22 protein-coding genes and 1 pseudogene are annotated in these 23,960 nt (G+C 65.1%); 14 read left to right on the top strand and 9 right to left on the bottom strand.

Annotated elements, in window-relative coordinates:
* Positions 1 to 70: 70 nt before the first annotated feature.
* Entirely contained in the window at positions 71 to 1,327 is a 1,257-nt protein-coding gene (locus ACIBK9_RS22560) for a glucarate dehydratase family protein (RefSeq protein WP_397160816.1), read from the top strand.
* Between the two features lie 502 nt (positions 1,328 to 1,829).
* Here ACIBK9_RS22560 and ACIBK9_RS22565 read toward each other — a convergent pair.
* Positions 1,830 to 2,162: a hypothetical protein gene (locus ACIBK9_RS22565; protein WP_397160818.1), complete on the bottom strand. Its 333-nt coding sequence runs from the start codon at positions 2,160 to 2,162 to the stop codon at positions 1,830 to 1,832.
* Positions 2,163 to 2,640: 478 nt separating this feature from the next.
* On the opposite strand from ACIBK9_RS22565, the gene ACIBK9_RS22570 reads away from it, so the two are divergent.
* On the top strand, positions 2,641 to 3,096 hold the full coding sequence (locus ACIBK9_RS22570) for a hypothetical protein (RefSeq protein WP_397160820.1): 456 nt from the start codon (positions 2,641 to 2,643) through the stop codon (positions 3,094 to 3,096).
* A 786-nt stretch (positions 3,097 to 3,882) separates the two neighbouring features.
* Here the strand turns inward: ACIBK9_RS22570 and ACIBK9_RS22575 are convergent.
* A complete protein-coding gene (locus tag ACIBK9_RS22575; RefSeq protein ID WP_358291838.1) occupies positions 3,883 to 4,380 on the bottom strand; it encodes a DUF402 domain-containing protein in 498 nt (165 codons plus the stop codon).
* Between the two features lie 2,114 nt (positions 4,381 to 6,494).
* Here ACIBK9_RS22575 and ACIBK9_RS22580 point away from each other — a divergent pair.
* Positions 6,495 to 6,710, top strand: coding sequence for a hypothetical protein (locus ACIBK9_RS22580; protein ID WP_397160822.1), 216 nt, complete (start codon positions 6,495 to 6,497; stop codon positions 6,708 to 6,710).
* 22 nt (positions 6,711 to 6,732) lie between these two features.
* Here ACIBK9_RS22580 and ACIBK9_RS22585 read toward each other — a convergent pair whose 3' ends face one another.
* The 3 genes from ACIBK9_RS22585 to ACIBK9_RS22595 all read right to left on the bottom strand — a co-directional run bounded on the left by ACIBK9_RS22585 (position 6,733) and on the right by ACIBK9_RS22595 (position 9,052).
* Entirely contained in the window at positions 6,733 to 6,876 is a 144-nt protein-coding gene (locus ACIBK9_RS22585; RefSeq protein ID WP_397160824.1) for a hypothetical protein, read from the bottom strand.
* 158 nt (positions 6,877 to 7,034) lie between these two features.
* Entirely contained in the window at positions 7,035 to 7,676 is a 642-nt protein-coding gene (locus ACIBK9_RS22590) for a response regulator (protein WP_387683407.1), read from the bottom strand.
* Positions 7,673 to 9,052 carry a sensor histidine kinase gene (locus tag ACIBK9_RS22595; RefSeq protein WP_397160826.1) on the bottom strand — a complete coding sequence of 460 codons (1,380 nt, stop codon included), beginning with the start codon at positions 9,050 to 9,052 and terminating at the stop codon, positions 7,673 to 7,675. The genes ACIBK9_RS22590 and ACIBK9_RS22595 overlap by 4 nt, the downstream gene beginning before the upstream one ends.
* Before the next feature lie 112 nt (positions 9,053 to 9,164).
* Between ACIBK9_RS22595 and ACIBK9_RS22600 the strand changes: the two are divergent.
* From ACIBK9_RS22600 to ACIBK9_RS22610, 3 genes and pseudogenes are all read left to right on the top strand, one after another.
* Positions 9,165 to 9,818: pseudogene (locus ACIBK9_RS22600) on the top strand (ABC transporter ATP-binding protein); the annotation flags it as partial.
* A 74-nt stretch (positions 9,819 to 9,892) separates the two neighbouring features.
* Entirely contained in the window at positions 9,893 to 10,645 is a 753-nt protein-coding gene (locus tag ACIBK9_RS22605; RefSeq protein ID WP_397160828.1) for an ABC transporter permease, read from the top strand.
* Positions 10,642 to 11,418: an ABC transporter permease subunit gene (locus ACIBK9_RS22610; protein ID WP_397160830.1), complete on the top strand. Its 777-nt coding sequence runs from the start codon at positions 10,642 to 10,644 to the stop codon at positions 11,416 to 11,418. The genes ACIBK9_RS22605 and ACIBK9_RS22610 overlap by 4 nt, the downstream gene beginning before the upstream one ends.
* A gap of 100 nt (positions 11,419 to 11,518) precedes the next feature.
* Here the strand turns inward: ACIBK9_RS22610 and ACIBK9_RS22615 are convergent, their stop codons facing one another.
* The 3 genes from ACIBK9_RS22615 to ACIBK9_RS22625 all read right to left on the bottom strand — a co-directional run bounded on the left by ACIBK9_RS22615 (position 11,519) and on the right by ACIBK9_RS22625 (position 14,872).
* Positions 11,519 to 13,204, bottom strand: coding sequence for a ribonuclease J (locus ACIBK9_RS22615; protein WP_387683415.1), 1,686 nt, complete (start codon positions 13,202 to 13,204; stop codon positions 11,519 to 11,521).
* 54 nt (positions 13,205 to 13,258) lie between these two features.
* Positions 13,259 to 14,176: a 4-hydroxy-tetrahydrodipicolinate synthase gene (dapA, locus tag ACIBK9_RS22620; RefSeq protein ID WP_387683417.1), complete on the bottom strand. Its 918-nt coding sequence runs from the start codon at positions 14,174 to 14,176 to the stop codon at positions 13,259 to 13,261.
* 249 nt (positions 14,177 to 14,425) lie between these two features.
* On the bottom strand, positions 14,426 to 14,872 hold the full coding sequence (locus ACIBK9_RS22625) for a GNAT family N-acetyltransferase (RefSeq protein WP_364344650.1): 447 nt from the start codon (positions 14,870 to 14,872) through the stop codon (positions 14,426 to 14,428).
* Between the two features lie 347 nt (positions 14,873 to 15,219).
* Between ACIBK9_RS22625 and ACIBK9_RS22630 the strand changes: the two genes are divergently transcribed.
* The 6 genes from ACIBK9_RS22630 (at position 15,220) to ACIBK9_RS22655 (ending at position 21,844) form a co-directional block, all read left to right on the top strand.
* Positions 15,220 to 15,426 (top strand): hypothetical protein, encoded by a 207-nt coding sequence (locus ACIBK9_RS22630; RefSeq protein ID WP_397160833.1) that lies wholly within the window; start codon positions 15,220 to 15,222, stop codon positions 15,424 to 15,426.
* A gap of 510 nt (positions 15,427 to 15,936) precedes the next feature.
* Positions 15,937 to 16,653: a GntR family transcriptional regulator gene (locus tag ACIBK9_RS22635; RefSeq protein ID WP_352320788.1), complete on the top strand. Its 717-nt coding sequence runs from the start codon at positions 15,937 to 15,939 to the stop codon at positions 16,651 to 16,653.
* A gap of 574 nt (positions 16,654 to 17,227) precedes the next feature.
* Positions 17,228 to 17,974, top strand: a complete 747-nt coding sequence (locus ACIBK9_RS22640) for a phosphotransferase family protein (protein ID WP_397160835.1) — start codon at positions 17,228 to 17,230, stop codon at positions 17,972 to 17,974.
* Positions 17,975 to 18,777: 803 nt separating this feature from the next.
* Positions 18,778 to 19,434: a DNA repair protein RadC gene (gene radC, locus ACIBK9_RS22645; protein WP_358298369.1), complete on the top strand. Its 657-nt coding sequence runs from the start codon at positions 18,778 to 18,780 to the stop codon at positions 19,432 to 19,434.
* Between the two features lie 705 nt (positions 19,435 to 20,139).
* On the top strand, positions 20,140 to 20,583 hold the full coding sequence (locus ACIBK9_RS22650; RefSeq protein WP_397160838.1) for a transposase: 444 nt from the start codon (positions 20,140 to 20,142) through the stop codon (positions 20,581 to 20,583).
* 949 nt (positions 20,584 to 21,532) lie between these two features.
* Positions 21,533 to 21,844, top strand: a complete 312-nt coding sequence (locus ACIBK9_RS22655; protein WP_364340243.1) for a hypothetical protein — start codon at positions 21,533 to 21,535, stop codon at positions 21,842 to 21,844.
* Positions 21,845 to 22,619: 775 nt separating this feature from the next.
* On the opposite strand, the gene ACIBK9_RS22660 is transcribed toward ACIBK9_RS22655, so the two are convergent.
* Complete coding sequence (locus tag ACIBK9_RS22660; RefSeq protein WP_397160840.1) at positions 22,620 to 22,919, bottom strand: hypothetical protein; 300 nt, start codon at positions 22,917 to 22,919, stop codon at positions 22,620 to 22,622.
* A 110-nt stretch (positions 22,920 to 23,029) separates the two neighbouring features.
* On the opposite strand from ACIBK9_RS22660, the gene ACIBK9_RS22665 reads away from it, so the two are divergent.
* On the top strand, positions 23,030 to 23,506 hold the full coding sequence (locus tag ACIBK9_RS22665) for a GntR family transcriptional regulator (RefSeq protein ID WP_387683431.1): 477 nt from the start codon (positions 23,030 to 23,032) through the stop codon (positions 23,504 to 23,506).
* A gap of 42 nt (positions 23,507 to 23,548) precedes the next feature.
* Positions 23,549 to 23,791, top strand: a complete 243-nt coding sequence (locus tag ACIBK9_RS22670) for a GntR family transcriptional regulator (RefSeq protein WP_358298379.1) — start codon at positions 23,549 to 23,551, stop codon at positions 23,789 to 23,791.
* The last annotated feature ends 169 nt before the right edge of the window (positions 23,792 to 23,960 follow it).

Genomic DNA, 23,960 nt, shown 5'->3' on the forward strand with positions numbered 1-23,960 from the left:
GATTCTTACAGTTGCGGCAACCTGTCCACAAATCTGGCTATTGTTCACATATATGGACGGCGGTTCTGAAATGATTATCCGGCAGATCCACGTCACCCCCGTCGCCTTCCGGGACCCGCCCCTCCTCAACGCCGCCGGCGTGCACGAGCCGTGGGCCCTGCGGACCATCGTCGAGATCGTCACGGACGAGGGCATCTCCGGACTGGGCGAGACCTACGGCGACCTCGGCCACCTCACCAAGGTCCGCGAGTGCGCGCAGGTCCTGCTCGGGCTCGACGTCCACGCGACCAACGAGATGTACGCCCGCATCGCGGCCACCGTCGGCGACGTCGTCACCGACCTGCACGGACTGACCGGCGTCGCCACCAAGGAGAAGAGCGTCGACCGGGTCTTCTCCCCCTTCGAGGTGGCCTGCCTGGACATCCGCGGCAAAGCGGCCGGCGTGCCCCTCGTGGACCTGCTCGGCGGGCGCGTCCGCGACGCCGTCCCCTACAGCGCGTACCTGTTCTACAAGTGGGCGGGCCACCCCGGCGCGGACCCCGACCGCTTCGGCCCGGCCCTCGACGAGGCGGCCCTGGTGGCGCAGGCCACCCTCCTGATCAAGGAGCACGGCTTCTCCTCGATCAAGCTGAAGGGCGGCGTCCTGCCACCCGACCAGGAGATCGCCGGCATCCGCGCCCTGCACGAGGCGTTCCCCGGCGTCCCCCTCCGCCTGGACCCCAACGCCGCCTGGACCGTCGAGACGTCCATCCGCGTCGGCCGCGAACTCGACGGCGCCCTCCAGTACCTGGAGGACCCCACGCCGGGCATCGCGGGCATGGCCGAGGTGGCCAGGGCCGTCCCGATGCCGCTCGCCACGAACATGTGCGTCGTCACCCCCGCACACCTGCCGCCCGCCATCGCCGCCGGCGCGATCGGCGTGCTCCTGCTGGACCACCACTACTGGGGCGGCCTCGTACGATCCGCGCACATCGCCACCCTCTGCGGCACCTTCGGCCTGGACCTGTCGATGCACTCCAACTCCCACCTCGGCATCAGCCTGGCCGCGATGACCCACCTGGCCGCCGCCACCCCGAACCTGACCTTCGCCTGCGACACCCACACCCCCTGGCAGGACGGCCAGGACGTGGTGCTCCCCGGCAGCCTGCGCTTCGTCGACGGCGCCGTACCGGTGCCCACCGGCCCGGGCCTGGGCGTCGAACTGGACCGGGACGCGCTGGCGGTCATGCACGAGCAGTACGAGACCTGCGGCCTCCGCGCCCGCGACGACACGACCTACATGCGGCGCATCGAACCTTCCTTCTCCGCGAAGATCCCCCGCTGGTGAACGTCGCCTACGTCTACCCCTGGGACGTCGTCGGCGACCCGGCCGCCCCCGCCCGCCTGGCCGAGCTGGGCGTCGACACGATCGCCCTGGCCGCCGGCTACCACTCCACCCGCGCGGCCACGCCGCACCACCCGGCACACCGCGTCCTGGACGTCCCCCATCCCGCCTTCTACCTGCCGATCCGCCCCCATGCCTGGTCCCGCCTGGTCCCCGCCGCCCCCACCTGGACCCCGCCGGACGCCTACCTCCAGGCCCAGACGGCCCTGCGGCAGGCCGGCCTGAAGGTCCATGCCTGGGCCGTCCTCACGCACAACTCCTACCTCGGAACCCGGTTCCCCGACGTGGTCGTGCGCAACGCCTTCGGCGACCCGTACCCGTACGCGCTCTGCCCCGCCCATGAGGACGTCCTGGCGTACTGCGAGGCCCTCGTCACGGAGATCCTCACCCTCGCCGAACCGGACGGTCTGATCCTGGAGGCGTGCGGGCCGATGGGGTTCGGGCATCAGGGCGTGCACGAGAAGACGTCCGGCGCCGACTGGACCCCCACCGACGCCGCCCTCCTCTCGTTGTGCTTCTGCACCACCTGCGCCCCTCGATACCCCCCGGAAACCGCCGCACAAGTCCGCACCACCATCGACACCGCCAAGCCCCCCTCCACCACCATCCCCCTCCCAACCACCCCCCTACCTGCCTCACCGCTCCCCGCCCTTGCCTCCCAAACCCCAGCCGACGCCCCTTCGGCTGCCGACACCTCAACCAGCTCCACCGCGACCTCTCCTCCCCCAACCACCTCCACCGCGACCTCTTTGTCCCAAGCCGACACCACCGCGACCACACGCGCGAAAGGCGCACCGCCCGCAGCTCCAAGCAGCGCACAGACCGTCTCCCGAGCCCCCCACCCCCCGAATCCCCCCTCCCCAGGCCCCGGCTCCGCGTGCCTTGGCACCCCGCTCTTGGGCACCCCGCTCTTGGGCACCCCACCCCCGTGGCCCTCAGCCGCGGAGACCCCAGCTCCAGGGCTCTCAGCCTCGGAGACGCCGGCTTCCGGTCGGCCAACCTCAGAAACCCCGCCCTCAGAGGCCCCCACTTCAGGGACCCAAGCCTCAGAGGTCCAACCCTCACGGACCTTCACCTCAGAGACCCCACCCTCACGGCCCCTCACCTCAGAGACCCCACCCTCACGGCCCCTCACCTCAGAGAACCGAGCCCCAGAAGCCCGAGGTTCGGCGCCCCGAGCGTCAGGGGGCCCAGCGCCCACCCCCACCGCCTCGGACACCACCGGCCATCCCACCCCCCACCACCCCATCGACACGATGGACCTCGCCCTCGGCCCCCTCGCCGACGAGGTAAGAGCAACCCGGGTGAGACTGTCAGCCTCCCTCCGCCACCGCCTCATCTCAGCCGCCCGGCGAACAGCGCCGAACATCCCCATCACACTGCACGCCGACCCGAGCCCATGGGCCACCGGCGCCTTCGCCGCCCTCCCCTCGGGCGACCCGAACCTGAACGTCCTCGTGGGCAATTGCTGGGGCGACACCCGCACCGACGCCGCCCGCCTCACAGCCCTGGCGAACCTCTGCACGCCCGGCCAACGAGTAGGCGCCTACGTCCTGACGCTCCCACCCCGCCCCGCCGACGCAGCCGCCCTGGCCGAACAACTGAGCATGTACGCCGATGCCGGCGCCTCAGAGTTCCACCTCTACCACGCAGGCCTGGCGTCCCCCCATCGCCTCTCCGCCATCGCAACCGCGCTCCGCCTCTTTGAGTAGCCGCACTCCAACGGCCTGCACCAGCCCCCCGAAGCCCGACCACGAACCACTGACCGGTCACCGCTCCGAACCGAGCCAACAGCGGGCCCTGAGCTCCCAAGAGACCACCAACAGCGCAGCCCACAGCGAGCCCCACGCCTCACCACCAACAGGGCAGCCGCCGACAACTCACCGAGACACGGAACCACCTGATCAGTAGCGCCGCCCCGTGACCCGGCACCTCACCCCCTCAGACGGACAGACACCAACCCAGCGGTGCCTCACTCCTCACCCGCCGATGCCTCTGTCGCGAACGAGCCACCCTCGCAGAGAGCAGCGATGCACCAGGCACGCGTCGATCTCCAAGCCCTCGGATTCACACCGGAGAGCCCGCACGAGGTCGCTGATAGCTCGCCCTGCGAGCCGAAGCTCCAAGCAACGATCGCCCCCCCAGCGTGATCGACCACCTGGCGAAGGTCGCAGACCGCCCTGCCACGATCACCGATTGCCCGCCTTGGCGCAGCCACAGGCGGGCGAACACTCACCTACCAGCGCGAGCGAAGAAAGCCACAACCAGCCGCTCTCGAACAGCACGCCATGACACAGGCAACCCGCCGCACCTCAACGGGCGCAAGATTCCCACCACAGACCAGGTGCTCCCCCGCCACCCATCACCATCACCGTCCGGAACCCAAGGTCACCCACCTGACCAGCGCCAGCCGCCACCCGACGCACCCCGCCGTGTCAGCCGTCGGCGCAAGCCCGAACTCGCCGCCCCACTTCGCCCACCACCCGAACCGACGGCACTCATTCCATCATCGCAAGCCACTTCACGTGCGCTCCCCCGAACGGCCCTCTACGAGCCCCGACCGCGTCCATCAGCCACCGCGCGCTCGCTTCCGCCCCGGCGATCAACTCCGGCGGATACCCCAGCACCACCTGATGCTCGGCGAACTCGTCCTCATCGTCGAGAATGAGCCGCCCATCCCGCTTCCTGATCACGTCGAGATCGAGATCCAGCATGGTCACCTCGTCATCCCGCCACTCGGGAACCGTGGTGACATCCACATAGACCTCAGTGCGATGCGGTGCCGCATTGAACGATGCCGTCCACCAGGCATCCCGCGGGAACAGCATGATCGCGTGGTTGTCCCAGGTGATGGCCGGCCCATCTCCCTTGCGGGCAACCGTCCCTCCGGGCACGGCCACCCAAACCCCGTATTGATCATCTCCGAGCACCGTGCCCGGATGGTTCCAGTGCAACGCCCCGCCGTACTTCCGAAACACCACCCGTACATCACTCATAGAACAAATCTACTTTTCGTCGCCCCCCACCACGAGGACCGAGAGGTCACCTCTCTCCTCCCCTCCTCAGCCCGCCCTCTCCCAGCCCCTGGAACCGTGCCTTCGCCACAGACTCAGTCCGTACAGCACATGCCTCAAGCCACTCAACACTCCCCAGAGTCGATGGACCTTCCCCTTATCCCACTCCTAGAAGACGAGCCAGCCATCAGCGGCCACTCCCGACTACCCTCGAGACCTCTGAGACCTCTGAGACCTCTGAGGGACTTGCACTGGAAGCAGAAATACAGCTCGTCCATAACTCAAAAGTCCACATCGAGCACATTCAGACTTCTGACCTGCGAACCACAACGACGAGCGCCCCGTACTCCCAACCGGTCCAGCGCCAGCCCACTCGCGCCACACCAACGCCAGCACGCTCTACTCCCGCCGGAAAGTCACATCAATCTAAACAGTCACGCCCTCATCAGGACAAAGCCCATCACGCATCAGCAGAACCGCATCGCCCACAGCCAGCTCTATCCGTTTCCACTTCAAGCAATCCCCGAGGAACTTCTACAACCGCACGCCAGATGCCACAAAGTAGCCTTGTCAACCCATCAGGCCCTCAACAATATCAGCCTTGACAGGCTGCGACCTTTCACCCAAATACCCAGGCATTTTCACCGTTCCCACCCCCGCTCACACACTTCCAGCCGAAGAACGCTCCAAGGAGCCCCTTACCACTCCCCTCAAATCCCGCTTAAATAGTGAGCCGTGGCAACACGTAGCGACTTGACCGATAAAGCATGGGGCCGGACCGCCTCCTACTCCCGTCCGCCGCGGGCCCTGGCCGCCCCTGGCGTGAACACCGGCTGCTACGAACGCTACAAACGCTGGACCGAGGACGAAACATGGGCATGGGTCCTAGCGGAATCACAAACCAAAGAAGACCCTCTCCCCCAGAGCATCACCCAACCACCCATCAACCCGCACACCCCGAAACCCTCAAAAAGACTCAAATCCCACCAGACAACCCCTCAAATTCGCGACAATTGCACCTAAGGCGCAAAAAGCACCTGGCCCCACTCGCACCAAACCGTCCACCTTCGCCATCCCACCAGCATCAAGATAAGAATTCGCTACCACAACTAGGCCACCGACTAGTAATCTTCACCCTGAGCAAGCCGAAACAGCGAACAGCTCCACACCCACCTGTTCAAGTAGGACAGATCGATCCGATACCGGATCCCATAGACACCCGCGCGGGCACATAGAATCCCCCTCCATTTTGCCCGCGCGGGCACCTACCAGTTCCCCCATTCCGGCCCGCGCGAGCACCAACCCCTACACCTGTGCCCGCGCGGGCCGCTCCTTTGGGGTCATGCAATGCCGCACAAACCCACCATCGATGTTCACACCAAAGCCCCACGAGCGCGTGAGCCCCCCGAAGGCACAACCGCCTCCATCACGACCAAACAGACCCTGTAACCCACCCCAGCATGTCCATCCTCAGTACGCCCCCATGCCGCTCACGCCGCCCCTGCCTGCTGCCCCCATCGAGCCATCGGCCAACGACTTCAGCCGCACCTCCCCGAAACCAGGCATGCATTTACACGCCTCGGCACCGACATCACGCGGCTCCAGCGGAAACCCCTCCCGCCGCCCCGGCTCCCCTACGCCGGAACACTTTCCCCTCGGCGCCCGTCGATGCCGACACAGTCGACGAACACACCACCTGGTCGAACCCACTGCCCCCGACTCGGTTGACGCGAATCGCCCCAGGACCGCCCCCTGAAGCGAGAACCAAAAGCACCCTCAGCGGCGGAGACGTCGCCCGCGTCTTCGCCGCGTAGCCATGATCGAGCCTGATCAGTACCTACGCCCCGCCTTCGCCTCGCATAAGGCCCGAACCAGCCGAGAATCGATCAAGGACGATTGCCACGCGCCCGGCAGACAATGGTTCCCCCGGCCCCCTGAACCCCGCCGCCGAAACTCGGCCGACCGCCCAGAAGCCCAAATCATGAACGGTGCGGCTCTGCTGGAGTGAGCGGTTCCACGAGCGTGGGCCGCGTGGGTGTGCCGAAGTTCATGCGCCAGCGAGGAACTTCGGCGAGGTTTGGACCGTATCTCTTAATGTGAGCGATGAGGTGCAGAACGACCGGTTCCGGCATCTGCCGGAGCGGCCCGACCCGGCCACGTGGCGGTCCGGCGTGGACGAGGAACCGCTGCCGCAGGTCATCCTCGAGCCGGCGGAGGCGGAAGACACTGGCCTGCGCTGGGTGGCGCCCGAACTGGAAGCGGCACGGCAGATCAGCGACGCGATCGTACGGCGCCGCAATTCCCGTGTCTGAACCGGACAAGATGTAGCTCGTTTCAACGACTGAAGCGATCAAGCCCCTGCTCGGTGATGGTCTCCTCCAGCCGGTCATGGGGCAGCGTCCCGGTCTGCGCGTCGACGAGGTGTCCGATGAGCCAGTTGAGTGCGTTCTTCGCCTTTGCAAAGACGTCAGCGGACATCTCGGGTCCTCCTCCATACGACCGGCGACGCACGATCGCCTAATACGCGCGGATCGGCTTCCCCAAGTCTCGACCCCGGCCTTACGAAATCCGCCTCTTGTGAAGATCCCTTACGCCCAGAGAAGCATTGAGCACTGGGCGATCCAGGCCCGCTTGAATCACCGCCTTGCAGAAACCAACCCGCTCTCGTACGCCGCGATGACCAACTGCGCTCTGTCACGAGCATCCAACTTCGCGAGCAAGCGGCCGATATGTGTCTTGACGGTGGCCAAGCTCAACTGCAAGTGATCAGCGATCTCCCCGTTGGACAGCCCACGAGCGATCAACAGCAGCACTTCCCTCTCGCGCTCCGTCACCCTGTCCAACCCCTGTGGCCGCTGCGCCACAGGGGTCTTCGTGAACTCCTCGATCAAGCGTCGCGTCACCGTTGGCGCCAGCAAAGCCTCACCGCTCGCAACCACACGAACAGCAGCGAGCAGGTCAGCAGGCGGCGTGTCCTTAAGGAGAAATCCACTCGCACCGGCCCGAAGCGCGTCGTAGACATACGCATCCAGGTCGAACATCGTCACTACAAGAACCCGAGAGACATCCCCGATACGCCGAGTCGCCTCGATGCCATCCATGTGCGGCATGCGAACATCCATCAACACCACATCGGGTCGATGCTCCAAGACGACCGCCACTGCTTCAGCACCGGTTGACGCCTCGCCCACCACTGTCATGTCAGGCTCGGAGTCGACCAGCATCGTGAAGCTCCCCCTGAGCAGAGCTTGATCGTCAGCAACGACCACCTTGATCACGACACCTCCTGATACGGCAGACGCGCGAAGACACGAAACCCTCGTCGAGGCAGACTCGCCGCCTCAAAAACTCCGCCGTACATCATGACCCGCTCCCGCATCCCGATCAGTCCGTGGCCGGAGCCGTCCCCGGGCGACACCCGTCTTCCTGGGCCCTCGTCAACCACCTCGATCCGCACCTCGCCCCCGTCCGTCACGACAGAGACCTGACAGCGGGTCGGTGAGGCATGCTTGACCACGTTCGTGAGTGCCTCCTGCACGATGCGATACACGGACAGCTCGACGCCATCGGGCAACCGTCTTGCCTGCGCCGGACCCCCTCCTCGTCGTCCCCCCACTTCATTCGGGGCGACGACTCCTCCGAACAAGCCTTCATCCGGCACACGGTCACCGGTCCACGGCATGGCCTGTTCCCCATCAAGAGGCCCACCTACTTCGCCAGGCCCCGGTTTTGGCCGTCCCCGTGGCGTGCTTTCAGCCTGCCCCCGCAGACCTGGACTTTCCTGGCCGGCCTCATCTCCACCGATCCGGAGATCAAGGTCGATCTCGACCCCAGCTTGCCTGGCCTGCTCCACCAAACCCTCCAGGCCCGCGATACCCGGAACGGGAACAAGATCTGGCAGTTGGGTCGAACGGAGCATGCCTAGAAGATGGCGCATCTCCACCAGAGCACTCCGGCTGGCGGTCTCGATCACACGCAAGGCGTCGTGTGCTTCTTCAGGCCTGTTCGCCAGCACATGATTGGCCACGCCTGCCTTGACCGCGATCAATCCCACGCTGTGAGTCACGACGTCGTGCAGTTCCCGCGCGATGCGTAACCGTTCCTGCGTCACTGCATGCTCGGCCATTCGCTCGGCCTCACGAGCGGCGTACAACCTGCGTTCCCGGACGGCCCGACCGATGGTCCAGGCTCCACCGAGCGCGGCGATGCCGACCAGCGGTTGATCGATGTGCACCAGCCAAGCTGGCGTGCCCCCGCGCGGCGCGCCGCCTGCGACCACCAGCCCGAAGACACTGATCATGCTGACCACACCGATGGCCGAGGACGGCAGCACGGCCCCGAACCTGTCGGACATCGCCACGATATAGATCGCATAAGCCGGTGCGATGCAGGCGTACCCCACCACGTCAACTGCAACTGCGAAGACGGCGAGCGTCAGGGTGAAACAGAAGACGGGCACAGGCCACAGCCTTCGCACCGCCAAAGGCAGGCCCAACCCGCAGGGGAGGGCTATCTTCAACCACGGCGGCATCCCAGGCGCGGTGACCGCTGCTGTGACGAACACGAACGCAAACCCCAGCCCCGCTGCCAGATCGAGCACGATCAGCTGACCGCGACTCCAACGCCTGGCGAAGAAGGGATGGTTCTCGTTCACGCGTTGAACGGTAGCCTCTCGCCGAGCTGAGCACGTCAACCCAGGGTCTGACCTTCAAGTTCGAACCGTGGTCTGATGCGCCGCCGGCCCGGCATGCCGCATCTTCTTCAGCGTGATCGAACTTCAGCACCTCACCAAGCGCTACGACGACACGGTCGCCGTGGATGATCTGTCTTTCAAGGTCGAGCCGGGCCATGTGACGGGTTTCCTCGGCCCCAACGGCGCCGGCAAGTCCACCACGCTGCGCCTGATTCTCGGCCTGGACGCGCCGACCTCCGGCCAGGCTCTGATCGGTGGCCGACGATACGCCTCCTTGCGCAAGCCCATGTTCGAGGTGGGGGCGCTGCTCGACGCGAGTGCGGTCCATGGCGGGCGCAGCGCCTACAACCATCTGCTCTGCCTGGCCGCCACCAACGGCATCGGCGCCACACGCGTGGCCGAGGTGCTTGAGCTGGTCGGATTGGCGAGTGTGGCACGAAAGCGCGTGGCCGGCTTCTCCCTCGGCATGAAGCAGCGACTCGGCATTGCCGCTGCGCTGCTCGGCGATCCTGGTGTGCTGCTGTTCGACGAGCCCGTCAACGGCCTCGATCCCGACGGGGTGCGCTGGATCCGCGACCTGATGCGGTCACTGGCTGCCGAGGGCAGGACCGTTCTGCTCTCCAGTCACCTGATGAGCGAGATGGCGTTGACCGCTGAACGCATCGTGATCCTGGGCCGCGGGCGGTTGGTCGCGCACTCCACGCTCAACGAACTGACCGCACGCTATCCCTCGCTGGAGGACGCCTACATGGCTCTGACGGCGAGCAGCGTCCAGTTCGGAGCAGCGAGATGAGGGCGGCCATGCTGGCCGAATGGCTGAAGCTCCGGTCAGTGACGTCCACCTGGCACGCGATGGGCGCGGCGGCTCTCATGGCGGTGCTCGGCGTGGTCTGGACGCTCTACGTCAGTGACCTCGCCGAAGATCGAGGGACGCTGCAGGCAGCCGCGCCGGAACAAGGATTCCTGCCCCTTCTTCAGATGAGCCTCACCGTGCTCGGCGTGCTGGCGGTCACATCCGAATATGCGACAGGGATGATTCGCGCCAGTCTTACCGTCGTTCCGCGGCGCAGCACCTTATTTCTGGCCAAGGCCGTCGTCGTCGGTCTGGCCACGTTGACAGCGGCTCACGTCATCCTTCTGGTCACCTATTCGGCGAGCCGCCTGATCGCCCACGACCATCGGCTGGGCTTCAACGAGACTTCGCTGGCCGACGACGTGCCGATGCTGTTGGCTGCGGGGATCTCGGTGACCGCGCTGGCTCTGGTGGGGCTCGGCCTGGGCATGGCCACGCGGTCGACGGCTGGCGCGCTCATCTCGGTCGTGGCCTTGCTGTTCGTCCTGCCCGGTGTCGTCGTTTACCTACCTGCGCCGTGGAACACGCGTGCCGCATCACTACTGCTGCCGAACCTGGCTCCCCAACTCGTCGGCGATCACTTGTCGTCCCGACTTGGAGACGGCTTTCTTCCGCCTTGGGCCGCGCTGTTGGTCCTCCTGGCATACCCGGTAATCACGCTCGTTGCCGGTTTCATCTCGCTCAAGCGGAGGGACGTATGAGCGTTCTGGCCTCGGAGTGGCTGAAGGTCCGTTCGGTCCGCTCTTCCTATCTCATCGTCGGCATCAGTCTCGGCACGATCCTTCTGGGCCTTGCCTTGGCCTCCATGGCAGCCGGCATGTACGACGACGCCCCCGTGGAGCAGCGTCCGACTGCCCGGATAGCGGATCTGGAGGAGGTTCTGGTGATCGTCCCGCAGCTTTGCATGGGCATCCTGGGCACATTGGCCGTCACATCTGAATACGCCACCGGCTTGATCAGGACGAGTCTGACGATCGTCCCCCGTAGATGGCCGCTTCTTGCTGCGAAGGCCGCCGTGGTCGGCGTATTGAGCCTGGTCATTGGCCCGATGGCGGTGTTCGGGACGTATTTCGTCTCACGTTGGGTGCTTGGCGACCGATTCTCCGGCGCATATCTGACCTCGTTCGCGGACAAGCTTCCGTTCCTGCTCGTCACCAGTTCCACGGTGGTCGTATTCGCGCTGCTCGGCTTGGGATTGGGCGCGCTTCTGCGTTCCGCCACCGGTGCGATCGCCATGTTGGTGGGTCTGGTCTACGTCCTTCCGATGATCGTGGGCAACATCCCAGAGCCTTGGAGTGAGCGGCTGGGCTCGATCATGATCGGTGCACTTCCCCGCGAGATCACCGGCGACATCATCACCACGTCGGTGTACGGGTCACTTCTGCCTCCGCCTGCGGCCGCCACCGTGCTGGTGTTGTACGCGGTTCTTCCCCTGGCGGCCGCCCTCTGGCTCATACGCAGGAGGGACGCTTGAAATGCCCACTCCATGGACCTTGTTGCGATGCACCATCTGCCGTCTCGTTCCACAACTGCGGGTACGGCAGGCTCAGGTGCCTGCCGTACCGCTCAGTGGCTCAGACTTCGAGCACGACGGGAATGATCATGGGTCGGCGGCGGTAAGTGTCGCTGACCCAACGGCCGACCGTGCGGCGCACGACCCGGCGGATCTCCTGCATGTCGACCACGCCGTCCGCGGCCTTGTCCTGAAGAGCTCTTTCGATCTGCGGAATGAACTCCTCGAACTGCGCCGGATCAATGCCGGAGCCTCGTGCGTGAATCTCGGGGCCGGCGGTGAGCTTGCCGGTGGCCGAGTCGACCACGACGACCACCGAGATGAACCCCTCGTCGCCGAGAATCCTGCGGTCCTTCAGCGAGGTGTCGGTGATCTCGCCCACCGAGGTGCCGTCGACATAGACGTACCCGGCGTGAACCGCTCCCACGATCTTCGCTCTGCCGTCGACCAGGTCCACCACGACGCCGTCCTCGGCGATCACGATGTGGTCATCGGGAACACCGGTGAGCGCGGCGAGCTTGGCGTGCGCCCTCAGGTGCCGCCATTCGCCGTGAACCGGCATGAAGTTCGAGGGGCGAGTCAGGTTGAGGACATAGAGCAGCTCGCCTGCGGCCGCGTGGCCGGAGACGTGCACCTTCGCGTTGCCCTTGTGCACGACACGAGCGCCCCACCTGGTGAGCCCATTGATCACCTTGTTGACCGCGGTCTCGTTCCCCGGCACCAGCGACGATGCCAGCAACACGGTGTCACCCTCGGCGATGCGGATCGGATGATCGCGATTGGCCATCCGCGACAGCGCCGCCATGGGCTCGCCCTGGGATCCGGTGCAGACGAGCACCACATCCTCCGGCGGCCACTGCTCGATGTCGCGCGAGTCGACGATCAACTCCGGCGGCACCTTGAGGTAGCCCAGATCACGAGCCACCCCCATGTTCCGGACCATCGACCGGCCCACCAGGGCCACCTTGCGGCCGTGCCTGGCCGCCGCATCCATCACCTGCTGGATGCGGTGCACGTGCGAGGCGAAGCTCGCCACGATCACGCGCTGCTCGGAGGTGCGGATCACCTCGTCGATGACCGGCCCGATCTCCCGCTCGCTGGTGACGAAGCCCGGCACCTCGGCGTTGGTGGAGTCCGACATCAGCAGGTCGACGCCCTCAGTGCCGAGCCTGGCGAAGCCGCCGAGGTCGGTGAGCCGGCCGTCGCTCGGCAACTGGTCCATGCGGAAGTCGCCGGTGTGCAGGACGATGCCGGCGGGCGTCCTGATCGCCACGGCCAGCGCGTCGGGGATCGAGTGGTTCACCGCGAGGAACTCGCAGTCGAAGGGCCCGAAGATGTGCCGTTCGCCCTCGACGACCTCGACCTTGGTCGGCTGGATCCGGTGTTCCGTCAGCTTGGCCTCGATCAGGGCCAAAGTGAGTCTGGATCCGATGAGCGGAATGTTGCGCCGCTCCCGCAGAAGGTAAGGCACCGCCCCGATGTGGTCCTCGTGGGCGTGGGTCAGCACGACGGCTTCGATGTCGTCGAGCCTGTCCCTGATGTATTCGAAGTCGGGCAGGATCAGATCGACGCCCGGCTGATCGGGCTCGGGGAACAGCACCCCGCAGTCGACGATCAGCAGCCGGCCGTCGTATTCGAAGACGGCCATGTTCCGGCCGATCTCCCCCAACCCGCCGAGCGCGACGATGCGCAGGCCACCGTAAGGCAGCTCCGGCGGGGGGCCAAGCTCAGGATGCGGATGGCTCATGCCCGGCCCCCATGGTCAAATCGTGTTCTCAAAACTCCCGGTTCCTCCCCGTTCCTATGCGTCTGTCAACTTCACCCCGCCGGCCACCAGGCAAGCACGCAGCTCGGCGATTTGCTTCTCTGTCGCGGCCACGAGCGGCAGACGTACCGGTCCCACCGGCACGCCCACCAAGCTCAGCGCCGCCTTTGCCATGATCGCGCCACCGGCCTTCAGCATGATCCCGTCTACTACAGGGGCCACCTGGCCGTGTACCTCCAGCGCTTGCTTCACGTCACCGCTCCTGTGCAACTCGATCATGCGAGCCAGTTCGGAGCCCACGACATGTCCGACGACGCTGACGAACCCCGCGGCGCCGAGGGACAGCCAGGCGAGGTTGAGCAGGTCGTCGCCGGAGTAGAAGACGAGATCGGTCGCCGTCATGACCTGGCTCGCGGCAAACAGGTCGCCCTTTGCGTCCTTCACTGCCACGATGCGGTCGTGCTGCGCCAGGCGGATCAAGGTCTCGGTCTTGATCGGCACGCCGCTGCGCCCAGGAATGTCATAGAGCATCACCGGGAGCTCGGTGGCGTCGGCCACGAGGGTGAAGTGCTGATAGAGCCCCTCCTGCGGGGGCTTGCTGTAGTAGGGAGTCACCACCAGCAGCCCGTGGGCGCCCACCTCCGCCGCCTGCTTCGCGAGCTTGACGGTGTGGCGTGTGTCATTCGTCCCCACCCCCGCCACTACGGCGGCGCGGTCGCCAACGGCCTCCAGGACGGCGCTGACGATCCGTCGCTTCTCATCGTCCGAGGTGGTGGGCGACTCGCCTGTCGTCCCATTGACGATCAGGCCGTCGTTGCGCTGCTCGTCCACCAGGTAGGTGGCCAGGCGTCGTACGCCTTCGTAGTCGACGTCGCCGTCAGAGGTGAACGGCGTGACCATCGCGGTCAGCATGCGACCGAAGGGCGCTTCGGCGGTTCCAGTTGGCGATGCCATAGTGCGAACGCTACCTGGATTCGGAAAAACGTTGGACGTCGCCACCCCGCTTTGCCTGCCCGACGGAGCCATTTGCCCTCATTCGCAGGCATTTGGAGGAGCAAGGTGACAGGGATGACCGCATGGGGTAACCCGATCTACTTCGCTCGCGATCACCTCGCCAGCAGCCGAGTCCCCATCATATCCGCCCACGTCCACCTTTCCCTGGACGGGTCCGAAGAGGGAAGATCAGCCACCACCCGGCGCCCCCTACCGGGACAGTTCGATCTGGTACCTGATGAAACCTCTGTTCTCGGCCACCTTGTCATAGAGGCGGCGCGCGGTGCTGTTGGATTCGTGGGTGTTCCAGTAGACACGGGAGCAGCCGCCGTCCCGAGCCCAGTCCGCCACAGCCTCGATCAGTTTGCGTCCCACTCCCTTGCCTCGGACATCGGGAGCGGTGAACAGATCCTGGAGGTAGCAGACGTCGGCGTCAGGGGCCGAGGTGCTGGCATGGACCAGGAAGTGGGTGATGCCGACGAGCCGCCCGTCCAGTCTCGCGCCGAAGGCGTGCATCCGAGTGTCTGCCTGGAACTCCTGCCAGGCCCGTCCATACATCTCGTCGGGTTCGACTCTCTGGTAAAAGTCGATGTACGCCCGGAACAAGCTCTCCCACGCATCCCGGTCGGACGGCATGAGCTTGCCAATGCTGATCACGTGGTCTCCTTACAGGCACGGCCTCAGACAGCCGAGCCCAGGGGATGGACCGGGCCGACAACTAAGACGAAGGCGGAGCTCACAACCTAGGGAGAAGGTGGCTCTCTACGACACGGCCACTTCTTTGGGATACCAGAAGACCACTCTTCCTGAGCCGACCACAGCCCAGGGGTATGCGGCACGAAAATCCCGCCGCTCTCACCAGCCATCAATCTAGAGAGGCACTCCGACGCTGCACCGCCGCACAACCCCTCGGCGAGAGCACTGAGCTGCGGGAAATCCCGCCGACTGACAACTCCTGCCGGCGCTAAGGCTCTACAGGCACTGATGACACTGGAGTGCTCCTGATGACCTTGCGCGTGTTGATGACCTTCTGGGCGTTGGTGGCGCTGCGGGCGTTCGTCGCCCTGCGGGCGTTGGTGGCCCTGGGGGCGTTGGTGGCCCTGGGGGTGCCAGGGGCCTTTCGGGTGCCGGCGGCCGCTGCTGACGGCCGTGCGGGTACCGATGACCCTACGGGTGTGAGCGCCGTCCTCGGCTGCCCTCTCGGCCGCTGAGCACCACAGCTGGGACTCCTGCCGGGGCCGATCACGTGCGCCCGTTCAGCCCGTCACTCTCCGCGTTTGCGGGCACGCGCGGCTGCGGCCGTCTCGTGGTCGCGGGCCGGGACAGGGCAACTGGGTGCTGTTTCCGTTCCCATCCGACAGGTTCTTCTCGCAGCGCTCCGCTGTTGCGCGTGCCCAGCCGTCCATCCGGCAAGTTGGGTGGGACATGCCATGAAAAGACAGGAAGCGGAGCTCGACGTACTGAATGAGCTGCGCAAGCGCGCCTCGACGGCTGCATCTGAGGGCGCGCATTGGAAGAGGCCGCCGATATGTGCTCGGGGGTACACACATCGACGACCTCTACCGGAGAATCGGTGTCCCTTACATCAGCGTTACAGGGTTTCTCCGATAATTTTGCGCCATCGCAAAGTTGGGGCTCCAGCAGTCATCGATGACGGTCGGTTACCTGTCGAATACGGCAACATGGGGCAACGCCTCACACGAACCCCCAGGGATGGACTAGTGGCCACCTCAGATCCGGTCTACCTGCGTGTCGTCGAAGACATCCGGCGGCAGATCCTCGACGGCACCCTCCCCCCAGGCGCGCCCATTCCCTCACGGGCGCAACTGACCCGTAAGTATCAGGTCGGTGAGACCGCTGCCCGCCACGCTCTACGCGTCCTTGCGGGCGAGGGTCTCATCATCGGCCGTGTTGGTTCAGGCCATTACGTCAGGGACCGTCCAAATTTGACCCCCTTGCATCGATGGCGCTTCCTGGACCACCCCGCGCCGTTCGCATCCGACCTGCAGTCCCAAGGCAGGCGCGTGACGTGGGACTGGCACAGCGAACCGGCCGACGCCAGCCCCGACATCGCCAGACGTCTACGCATCGACGAACATTCCACGCTGACCAGAACGCACTACGTCTTTCGCGGCGACGGCAAGCCAATCCAACTTGTCACCGCCTACGAGCCGATGGCGTTCGTCGCCCACACTGAGGAGGAACGCCGTAGCTTGGTCGCGAGAATGTACGCGCATGGCATAAAGATCACCGAGGTCGTCGAGAGCATCCACACCCGGGTGCCCCAACCGGCCGAGAGCGATGCGCTCGATCTGGCAGCAGGGGTTCACGTTCTGCATGTCGAACGTACGCACTGGGCCGGCGAACGTCCTGTCGAAACGAGCGACATCGTCATCCCGGGCGATCGCTTCAGAGTGATGTACAGCATGCCAGTCTGACCGGTTCAGGGCTCCGGGTGGCGCCGCACCTCGCCGCCTGGAGCCTCACGTACCCACACAAAGGCCCCCTGGGAAGCGACACCTCAAGGAACCGAAGGACCGCAGGCCGGATCGCCATCCGCCGATTAATCGGCCGCAGGGCGCGGTAAGACTCACCCTGCCCCATTCCCCTCGTGGAGCCCCACATGGGGACTACGCGCCATGAGGCTCCGATGTTCTGGTACTCGGTCGCCTCACAACGAATCCTCTTCCGGCCGCGAATCACCTCCGGCTCTGGCGGGAGGATCGCATCAGACCACGTCAAGAGCGGCCGCAACCTGAGCCGCGGATCATGAGTCTCGCCCGCTTGTGATCAGCATTGGTGACGGGCCTCCGCGCCACTGCACAGGCTCACTGTTCGTAGATCAAGTCCGGCCATCCGTCGTAGATGGCGGCTTGCGCCTGCGGGCGAGGAACGCCTCACTGCTTGCCCCGTCAGTGGTCGGCGTCCTGCACGGCCCCGGGCGGTGGGACGCGATAAGCCGCGCAGCCGCACGCGAATAACCTGGCGACGTCGGTGGTCATCCTCGCGATAATGGCCGACGTGGAGCAGATCGAGGTCGTCGTCGCGCATAACGAGCGCGCGACCCTGCGTGCCGGGGACGTGTTTCTGAAGATCGACGCCGACCAGACGCGCACTGACGTCGAGGTCAAAGCCATGGCCATGGCGCCGATCCCGACGCCGGAGGTTCTGTGGCGCAAACCGCCCGTGCTCGCGCTCGCCACTGTTCCAGGGACGGCACTCGGTCGCCTGGGCGAGCCGTCTGTCGCGTCGCCGGCGGCATGGGCCGCGGTGGGTGCCGCCGTGCGGATGCTGCACGACGCGCCCCTGCCACCATGGCCTGGTCAGAGCTTGGACGCGGTCACCTCGCGTCTCGACGCCGAATGCGAGTGGCTCGTCACGAATGGCGTCCTTTCGACCGATCTGGTCACGCGCAATCGCGAGGTTGCCGCGACTGCGCTCCGGCCATGGAAACCGGTGTTCACGCACGGCGATCTGCAGATCGCGCACGTGTTCGTCGACGGCGACGAGGTCACCGGCGTGATCGACTGGTCCGAGGCTGGCCAGGGCGATGCGCTGTTCGACCTCGCCATCTTGACGCTCGGACATGAGGACCGCCTGGGCGATCTGATCGCCGGCTACGGGGCCGATGTCGACCTCGACGTGATCCGCGGGTGGTGGTCTTCGCGAAGCTTGCTGGCGATCAGATGGCTGATCGAGCACGGCTTCGACCCGTTTGCGCCAGGCTGCGAGGTCGACGTGCTGAAAGCCCGGATGTGAGCTGGACGAGCTGACGGCCAGGAGCGCTGCTCCGCCGGGTCGAGTGAGGCGTATCCGCAAGTGCGTCGTCTTCCTGGCCGACGATGTGATGGCCTCGATAACCGCTGGAAGGCGGTCAACGACATCGGGCTGCCGAAGCACGACTCGAGGCGACGATACGCCTCGACTGCCGAAGGCGTGGGTCACGAACATGCCCGCGATGAAGCCTCGGGACGGTTGGTATAGCTCGTGCTCGGCGGGGATCTCCGAATCGACGCTAATGAGGCTCACTGCCCTGTATCGGAATCAGCGCGATAATCACCACTTCGGCGAGCGAGCCTCCAACGAAGCCATCAATACAGCCCCTGGAACCATGGGCTTGGATGACAGAAATCCGGATACCGGATCGACTTCTTCTGCATAGAATCTGATGTCCGAGCATTCTGTCACTTTTTCGGGCGAACAAGAGCGGTCGAGAGCAAGCGGTAGATCGTAAGTAGCGCTGCCGGGCGCCCCGGGGCGAGCGCCTAGAGCACCCACCAGCGTCAACGGTCCCAACATCGACGCCGGCCAGTCGCGTGTTCCAGCTGGCGACCATGCGGTGGCTGGAGAACAGCCCTCTCATCATGCCACGCAAGATCACTCGCTTGCGGTTTGATGCGCGTCACGGCATTGCGAAGACGGTCATTCTTCGCATTCATGGATAGCGGTTGCCATCAACGTAGCTCAAGCGCGATATATCCGCCCACTCCGTCCTTATCGGCCTGGATATCAGAGCCTGAGATTGTCGGTCCTCGTTGATAGAACGGGTGCGGAGGTTGCGAATGCGAGTCAAAGATCTGTGCGAGCGCGATCGGCCGCGAGAAAGGCTCATGTCGAGCGGCGCGGCGGCGCTTGCCGACCGGGAGTTGCTGGCCGTTCTGCTCGGCTCCGGCTTCCGCGGGGCGAGCGCGCTGGAACTGGCCAGTCAAGTCATCGAACACTGCGGCGATCTCGATGCGCTCGGGCGCGCTGATCCGCACCGGCTGCTCAGACTGCGAGGCATAGGGCCGGCCAAAGCCGCGCGCGTGGCGGCGGCCTTTCATCTCGTACGGCGTGCGGCGTCGGAACCTGCGCGGATGCGCATCGCCAGCACATCCGACCTGGCGAAGGTCTGCGCCCCCTTACTGCGTGGCCTCGGGCATGAACGCTTCGTCGTGGTGGTGTGCGATACGCGCGGTGGTGTGCTGAAACGTTCGGTGCTGACAGAGGGCGGCGCCGATCACACGACGGTGCCCGTGCGGGAGACGATCTCCCTTGTGCTCACCACCGGTGGCGCCATGTTCGGCGTCGCCCATAATCACCCTGGAGGCTCTCTCGATCCCAGCGAGGCCGATCTGGAAGTCACCGCCCGCCTCGCCGAGGCCGCCCGGACAGTGGGGCTGCGTCTCCTCGACCATCTCATCATCACGGATGCGGCTTGGAGGCGGATCTCCATGTGAATCATTTCATCCAGGACCTCGGCGGACGTATTAACCGCGGGGCGCCTAAAGACCTCTTCCTCCGGCAGCGTCGAACAGGAGAAACACATGAGGCGGCCATGAGAGCCTAATGGCACGAGTTGCGGCCGTAATGGACGTCGGCCGGCCAACACACCCATCCAGGCGTGGTCCCGCACATCCGAGAGAGCACGGGACCACGTTCTCCTTTCTTGCGAATAGATTTCGTGGGGCTAGAGGTCGGCGGCAAGAAGGGACCGCGGCCCCTGAATCTGCTCGATGGCTGGCAGCACACGGAAGCCTGCACCTGCACCCGTCCGTCCGTCCGTCCGCCAAGGAAGCCTGACGGGTGGCGCCGGGACAGATCGCATGTCCGAGGCTCGCTTGACCACTCAAAGGACATGGCCGGATTGTCCATCATCTCTAAAATGGTGACTGTTCGGGTTACAGGTTACTGTTGAGCGCAAGACGGTAGTCATGAGGAAAAGTCGTTGATGGCCTACGTCCTCGTCACAGGTGCTCGAAAATTTTGGCCAATCCTTGCCGATCTGCTGCGCTGGCCATGACGGAGAAGGCACACTGGTTCCTGCGGCCATTGCAAGCCTCCTTCACCCCTTGAATCGTTGCTATTCGAAGGAGCTTGCGATGGCCGTCCTTATTGTCCTGGTGACGAGGATGAGAGAAGAAAGCAGCCGAGGATAGGGATCAATGCGCCATACGGACCTGACGAATGCGGAGTGGGAACGACTGGTGCCGTTGCTGCCTGACGGCGACGTTGGACGCCGGCGGCACGGAGACCAGCGAACGCTGATCAACGGGGTGCTGTACCAGGCGCGAACCGGGTCGCCTTGGCGCAGCCTCCCGGATCGGTTCGGATGCTGGATCACGGTCTACAAACGGCAGCGCCGCTGGGCGGCGGACGGGACCTGGGGGCGTCTACTCAGGGATGTGCAGGCCGCGCAAGGCTTCGGCAGGCACGTGAACGGGGATGTTGTGGTGCATCCTGGCGCTGTCGTGACTTACGACATCGGGCCGTCGGCTGGGGCTGCTCGCGAGACGGGGTCCGGATCGGTACAGCAGAGAGATCCAGTGTTGGCGAGCTTGGAACTCCGGCTGACCGAGGTGATCAAGATGGGGAAACGTAAGGGTTGATGTGAGGGCGCTGGTGCCGGCAGGCGCCTGTTGGCTGTCTGGGGAGGGTGCCTGCCGTCCCGATTTGATCGGCTGTGTGATCAAGGGGCGGCGGGTGAATCGGTGTGGTGCTTCGCCTATGGGATCTATCCGGCCCACGCGCAAGCATCAAGCGTCCGGCTGATCATCGCCTACCTCCGCTCGGAGGGTCACTGGTGGGGGTGAGCGAGCTTGTTCAGTTGCTGACAGGTCGCGCCAATGCGGACAAGGGGCGAGTGCGGTGGCGGCCTGGGCGCCTCGGTCGTGGCTTTGGGCGCCGAGCGGCACGGGGGCCGCACTCGACGAGGCGACGAAGGTCTCGTGACGTCCTGGTCGACGGCCACTTTGTGTGCGAAACAGTGGTCACGAATGTTGTGTGTAGTAGTTCGGGCGAGACCCAGCTTCCGCTTGCTGCGGTCGCCGGCTCGCCGCTTGTTACCAACGGCTCGCCTGTACGTCGGGAGGTGGGCCAGTCAGCAGGGTGTGATGCCCACGCATTTAGCCAATTCTGCGGTCCCTGTTTCGGGAGGCTGCCATCCCATATCCGACCATATGCCAGGTAATAGCAGGACATGACGGTGCTACGTCCGCACTTCTGCGTGCTTCTACAGGCGGGCGAGCGAGGCTGAACGATGGCGTACCTTCGATCTGGCTGCTCATTTGAGCGTTCCGGCCCGACTGCGGCCCTTTGCCGCGGGCGGCGGCAGATTGATCCACCTCATCTAGGTGGTCTTATTTCCCCCGACAAGGCGGATGGATGGGGATGTTCACTGGAAAAGCGTCGGTGGGCGGAGGAAGAAAACCACTCCGGGGCGCTTGTCGGGGATCGCTTCAGGCAGGGACGTCTTGCCAATATGTGCTCGCAGCAAGTGGGGGCCGGCCGCTGTGGGTGGGCTCCCTTGTCATCCGCTGGTGTAGGGGGTAGGGGTACGTGAACGTTGAGGTGGAGATCCTCGATCTACAACTCCGTCTGCAGGCGCTGGAGGCTCGCTCGTGCACGGGTGAGCGTGATGCGGTGTTGGCAGGGCTGGCTACGGCGAGGGCGGAGATCGTCGAGGTTCGCTCAGGGGTCGGTCGGGACTTTGAGATCCTCAACTTCGAGATCGCGCGCCTTCGCGAACGGTTCGACGAGAGCTGCAAGGCCAGCCTGGCGGAGACGTTGACGATGCTTGAGGGGCTACGGTTCCAGCTCGATGATCTCGGGCTCAGACTGGATCGTCTGTTGGCGAAAGATGATGCTTGAGCGGCCTTGAGCCCCCGGTCTGATCCGGGGGCTCTTTGTTGAGGTCTATCGGCTGCTCCAACATTTGGTGGCGATGATGCTGGAGGTCATCTTCAGAGCTCGTTTGGACCGCATCGGCCAGGAGAGGCGTCGGGAAATGGTGACGGCCATCCCGTACTCCTTCTAGGGCCTTGTCCGAGAACGAAGGAGCCAACGTGATGGCCGCGAGGAACAGTGTGCCGTCTTCGAGATGGCATGCAAAGCCGTTTCGAAACTGTGGCTCCTACTTCTCTCTTCTCGGGCCGGCTTCGGACGGAATGCCAAGGCGTCCCTCTTAGTCAGGAAATCTGGCTTGAGTGACAGCTTGTTGGCGAATTGCAGTACAGCGACCGGGCCGTTGAACGTTGCCCAGGATGGCGCATGAATATCTTCAGGGGGCAAAGGGTCTCGGCAAGCCCTGGTGTGCAACTGCGAGCTTGTAGAGGTGCCGCCATCGTCGTTGGCCGGCGCTGCCGGCCACTCAGACGACCGCACGCAAGTAGACCGTGTTCGTGTCGCGAGACGAATAGGTCCGCGGGGGCCTACGCAGGGCCGCAGAGCTGCGCTTGAGTGGCACAGGGAGCTTGGGGGTGCGTTCGAGCGGGAGGGCTGGTTTTGTCAGGCTCTCTCGATAGGTTGCCTCAGGTGGGCGAACAACGCGGGGTTCGTGCTGCTGCAGGTAGCGACTCAGGGGCGGGGGCTTCTCTACGCCTAGAGGATGCGCCGAAGGTGAGTGCTGGTCTGGCGGGCGCCCGGGCTATCGGGCGTTGCCGGCCAGCAGGCAGTCCCAGAGCAGCTGGGTTCTGAGGGCGGAGCCTCGGGAGGTCTCCTCCAGGATCGGGATGCTGCCATTCTTGCGGGCTCGGCGGATGAAGCGCTGCCCTCCGATCTGGCAGAGCTCGTAGATCATGGGCTCGCAGTGGCAGGTGTATGCCCGGACCCGTACGCGTTCGTAGGGGGAGCGGGTGGGATACCAGCGGATGGCTGTGCGGCCTGGGCGGGGTTCTGGGAGGTGGATGCCGATGCAGGGTTCGTAGTCCAGGGAGAGTACGGCCATGGTCGGAGAATACGTCTGGTTGTATCCGCTCGTCTATTCGGAAAGATGACTCTGTCTGGGCAGGCAGGAGGATATGGGAGGGCTCGTACACCTTCGTCTATGTTGCCGGTGTGCTGGACTACGACGGCGACACCCACATCTACGTACAGATCGCGGAGATCCTTCGACAGCGGGTCGAAGGGCTCGCGTCTGGGCATCCCGTGCCGAGCGAGGCCGACATTCAGCACGAGTTCGGGGTCGCCCGGACGACGGCCCGCCGGGCCATCCACGTGTTGCGCGAGGAAGGGCTCATCTACACGGTCCAGGGCGAGGGAACGTTCGTCGGCGCGCCTGATGAAGCGCCGCGTAAGCAGCGGAAAGTGCCGCTCTACCGGCAGATCGCTTCCGATATGGCCAAGCAGATCAGGGCGGGGCACTTCCAGCCCAAGCGTGCGATCCCGGGTGAGACAGCGTTGGTGCAGCAGTACGACGTGGCGCGGGAGACGGTGCGGCGGGCCATGGCGTTGTTGCGGGAGCAAGGGTGGATCTACACCGTGCCGCAGCGTGGGAGTTACGTGTCTCCGGAAGAGTCGTGGCCCCAGGATTGAGATTCACTCATCTGCTTGTATCCAGACGTCTAAGGTATGAGCATGCTCGACCGAGACGGCCCTGTGCCGATCTATGTGCAGATTGCCGAGATGATCGAGGGGCAGATTCTGAGAGGTGAGCTGCTGGCCGGCGAGGCGGTGATGAGCGAGCTGGCCATGGAGGCCGAGTTCGACGTGGCGCGGTCAACCGTCCGGAACGTGGTGCGGGAGCTGCGTCGGCGGCAGCTCGTGCACACGGTGGCAGGGAAGGGGACGTTCGTCGGAGGCGCCATGGATGGGGTGTGACGACGGCACAGGGGACGACGGAGGTGGAAGTACGCGGGAGTCGGGTGGGGCGGTTCGCTGAGGGCGTCGGTGGGGAGTGACGGCGGCGCGGGTTGGATCGCCTTTGTGGCAGGACTTGAGTCCGGGGCCGTGAATGCGTGCCTGGCGGGAGGCGGATGCTTGGCTGGGA

It is taken from the genome of Nonomuraea sp. NPDC050227, assembly GCF_044459705.1.
GTDB lineage: Bacteria > Actinomycetota > Actinomycetes > Streptosporangiales > Streptosporangiaceae > Nonomuraea.

What these genes read in the sequence shown, in the direction of transcription:
- ACIBK9_RS22605 (WP_397160828.1), top strand. Translation starts at nt 9,893, where the DNA reads ATGCTGGCCGAATGGCTGAAGCTCCGGTCAGTGACGTCCACCTGGCAC.
- ACIBK9_RS22630 (WP_397160833.1), top strand. Translation starts at nt 15,220, where the DNA reads ATGACCTTGCGCGTGTTGATGACCTTCTGGGCGTTGGTGGCGCTGCGG.
- ACIBK9_RS22585 (WP_397160824.1), bottom strand. Translation starts at nt 6,876, where the DNA reads ATGTCCGCTGACGTCTTTGCAAAGGCGAAGAACGCACTCAACTGGCTC.
- ACIBK9_RS22615 (WP_387683415.1), bottom strand. Translation starts at nt 13,204, where the DNA reads ATGAGCCATCCGCATCCTGAGCTTGGCCCCCCGCCGGAGCTGCCTTAC.
- ACIBK9_RS22640 (WP_397160835.1), top strand. Translation starts at nt 17,228, where the DNA reads ATGGCCGACGTGGAGCAGATCGAGGTCGTCGTCGCGCATAACGAGCGC.
- ACIBK9_RS22560 (WP_397160816.1), top strand. Translation starts at nt 71, where the DNA reads ATGATTATCCGGCAGATCCACGTCACCCCCGTCGCCTTCCGGGACCCG.
- radC (WP_358298369.1), top strand. Translation starts at nt 18,778, where the DNA reads ATGCGAGTCAAAGATCTGTGCGAGCGCGATCGGCCGCGAGAAAGGCTC.
- ACIBK9_RS22650 (WP_397160838.1), top strand. Translation starts at nt 20,140, where the DNA reads ATGCGCCATACGGACCTGACGAATGCGGAGTGGGAACGACTGGTGCCG.
- ACIBK9_RS22575 (WP_358291838.1), bottom strand. Translation starts at nt 4,380, where the DNA reads ATGAGTGATGTACGGGTGGTGTTTCGGAAGTACGGCGGGGCGTTGCAC.
- dapA (WP_387683417.1), bottom strand. Translation starts at nt 14,176, where the DNA reads ATGGCATCGCCAACTGGAACCGCCGAAGCGCCCTTCGGTCGCATGCTG.
- ACIBK9_RS22610 (WP_397160830.1), top strand. Translation starts at nt 10,642, where the DNA reads ATGAGCGTTCTGGCCTCGGAGTGGCTGAAGGTCCGTTCGGTCCGCTCT.
- ACIBK9_RS22670 (WP_358298379.1), top strand. Translation starts at nt 23,549, where the DNA reads ATGCTCGACCGAGACGGCCCTGTGCCGATCTATGTGCAGATTGCCGAG.
- ACIBK9_RS22570 (WP_397160820.1), top strand. Translation starts at nt 2,641, where the DNA reads ATGGACCTCGCCCTCGGCCCCCTCGCCGACGAGGTAAGAGCAACCCGG.
- ACIBK9_RS22660 (WP_397160840.1), bottom strand. Translation starts at nt 22,919, where the DNA reads ATGGCCGTACTCTCCCTGGACTACGAACCCTGCATCGGCATCCACCTC.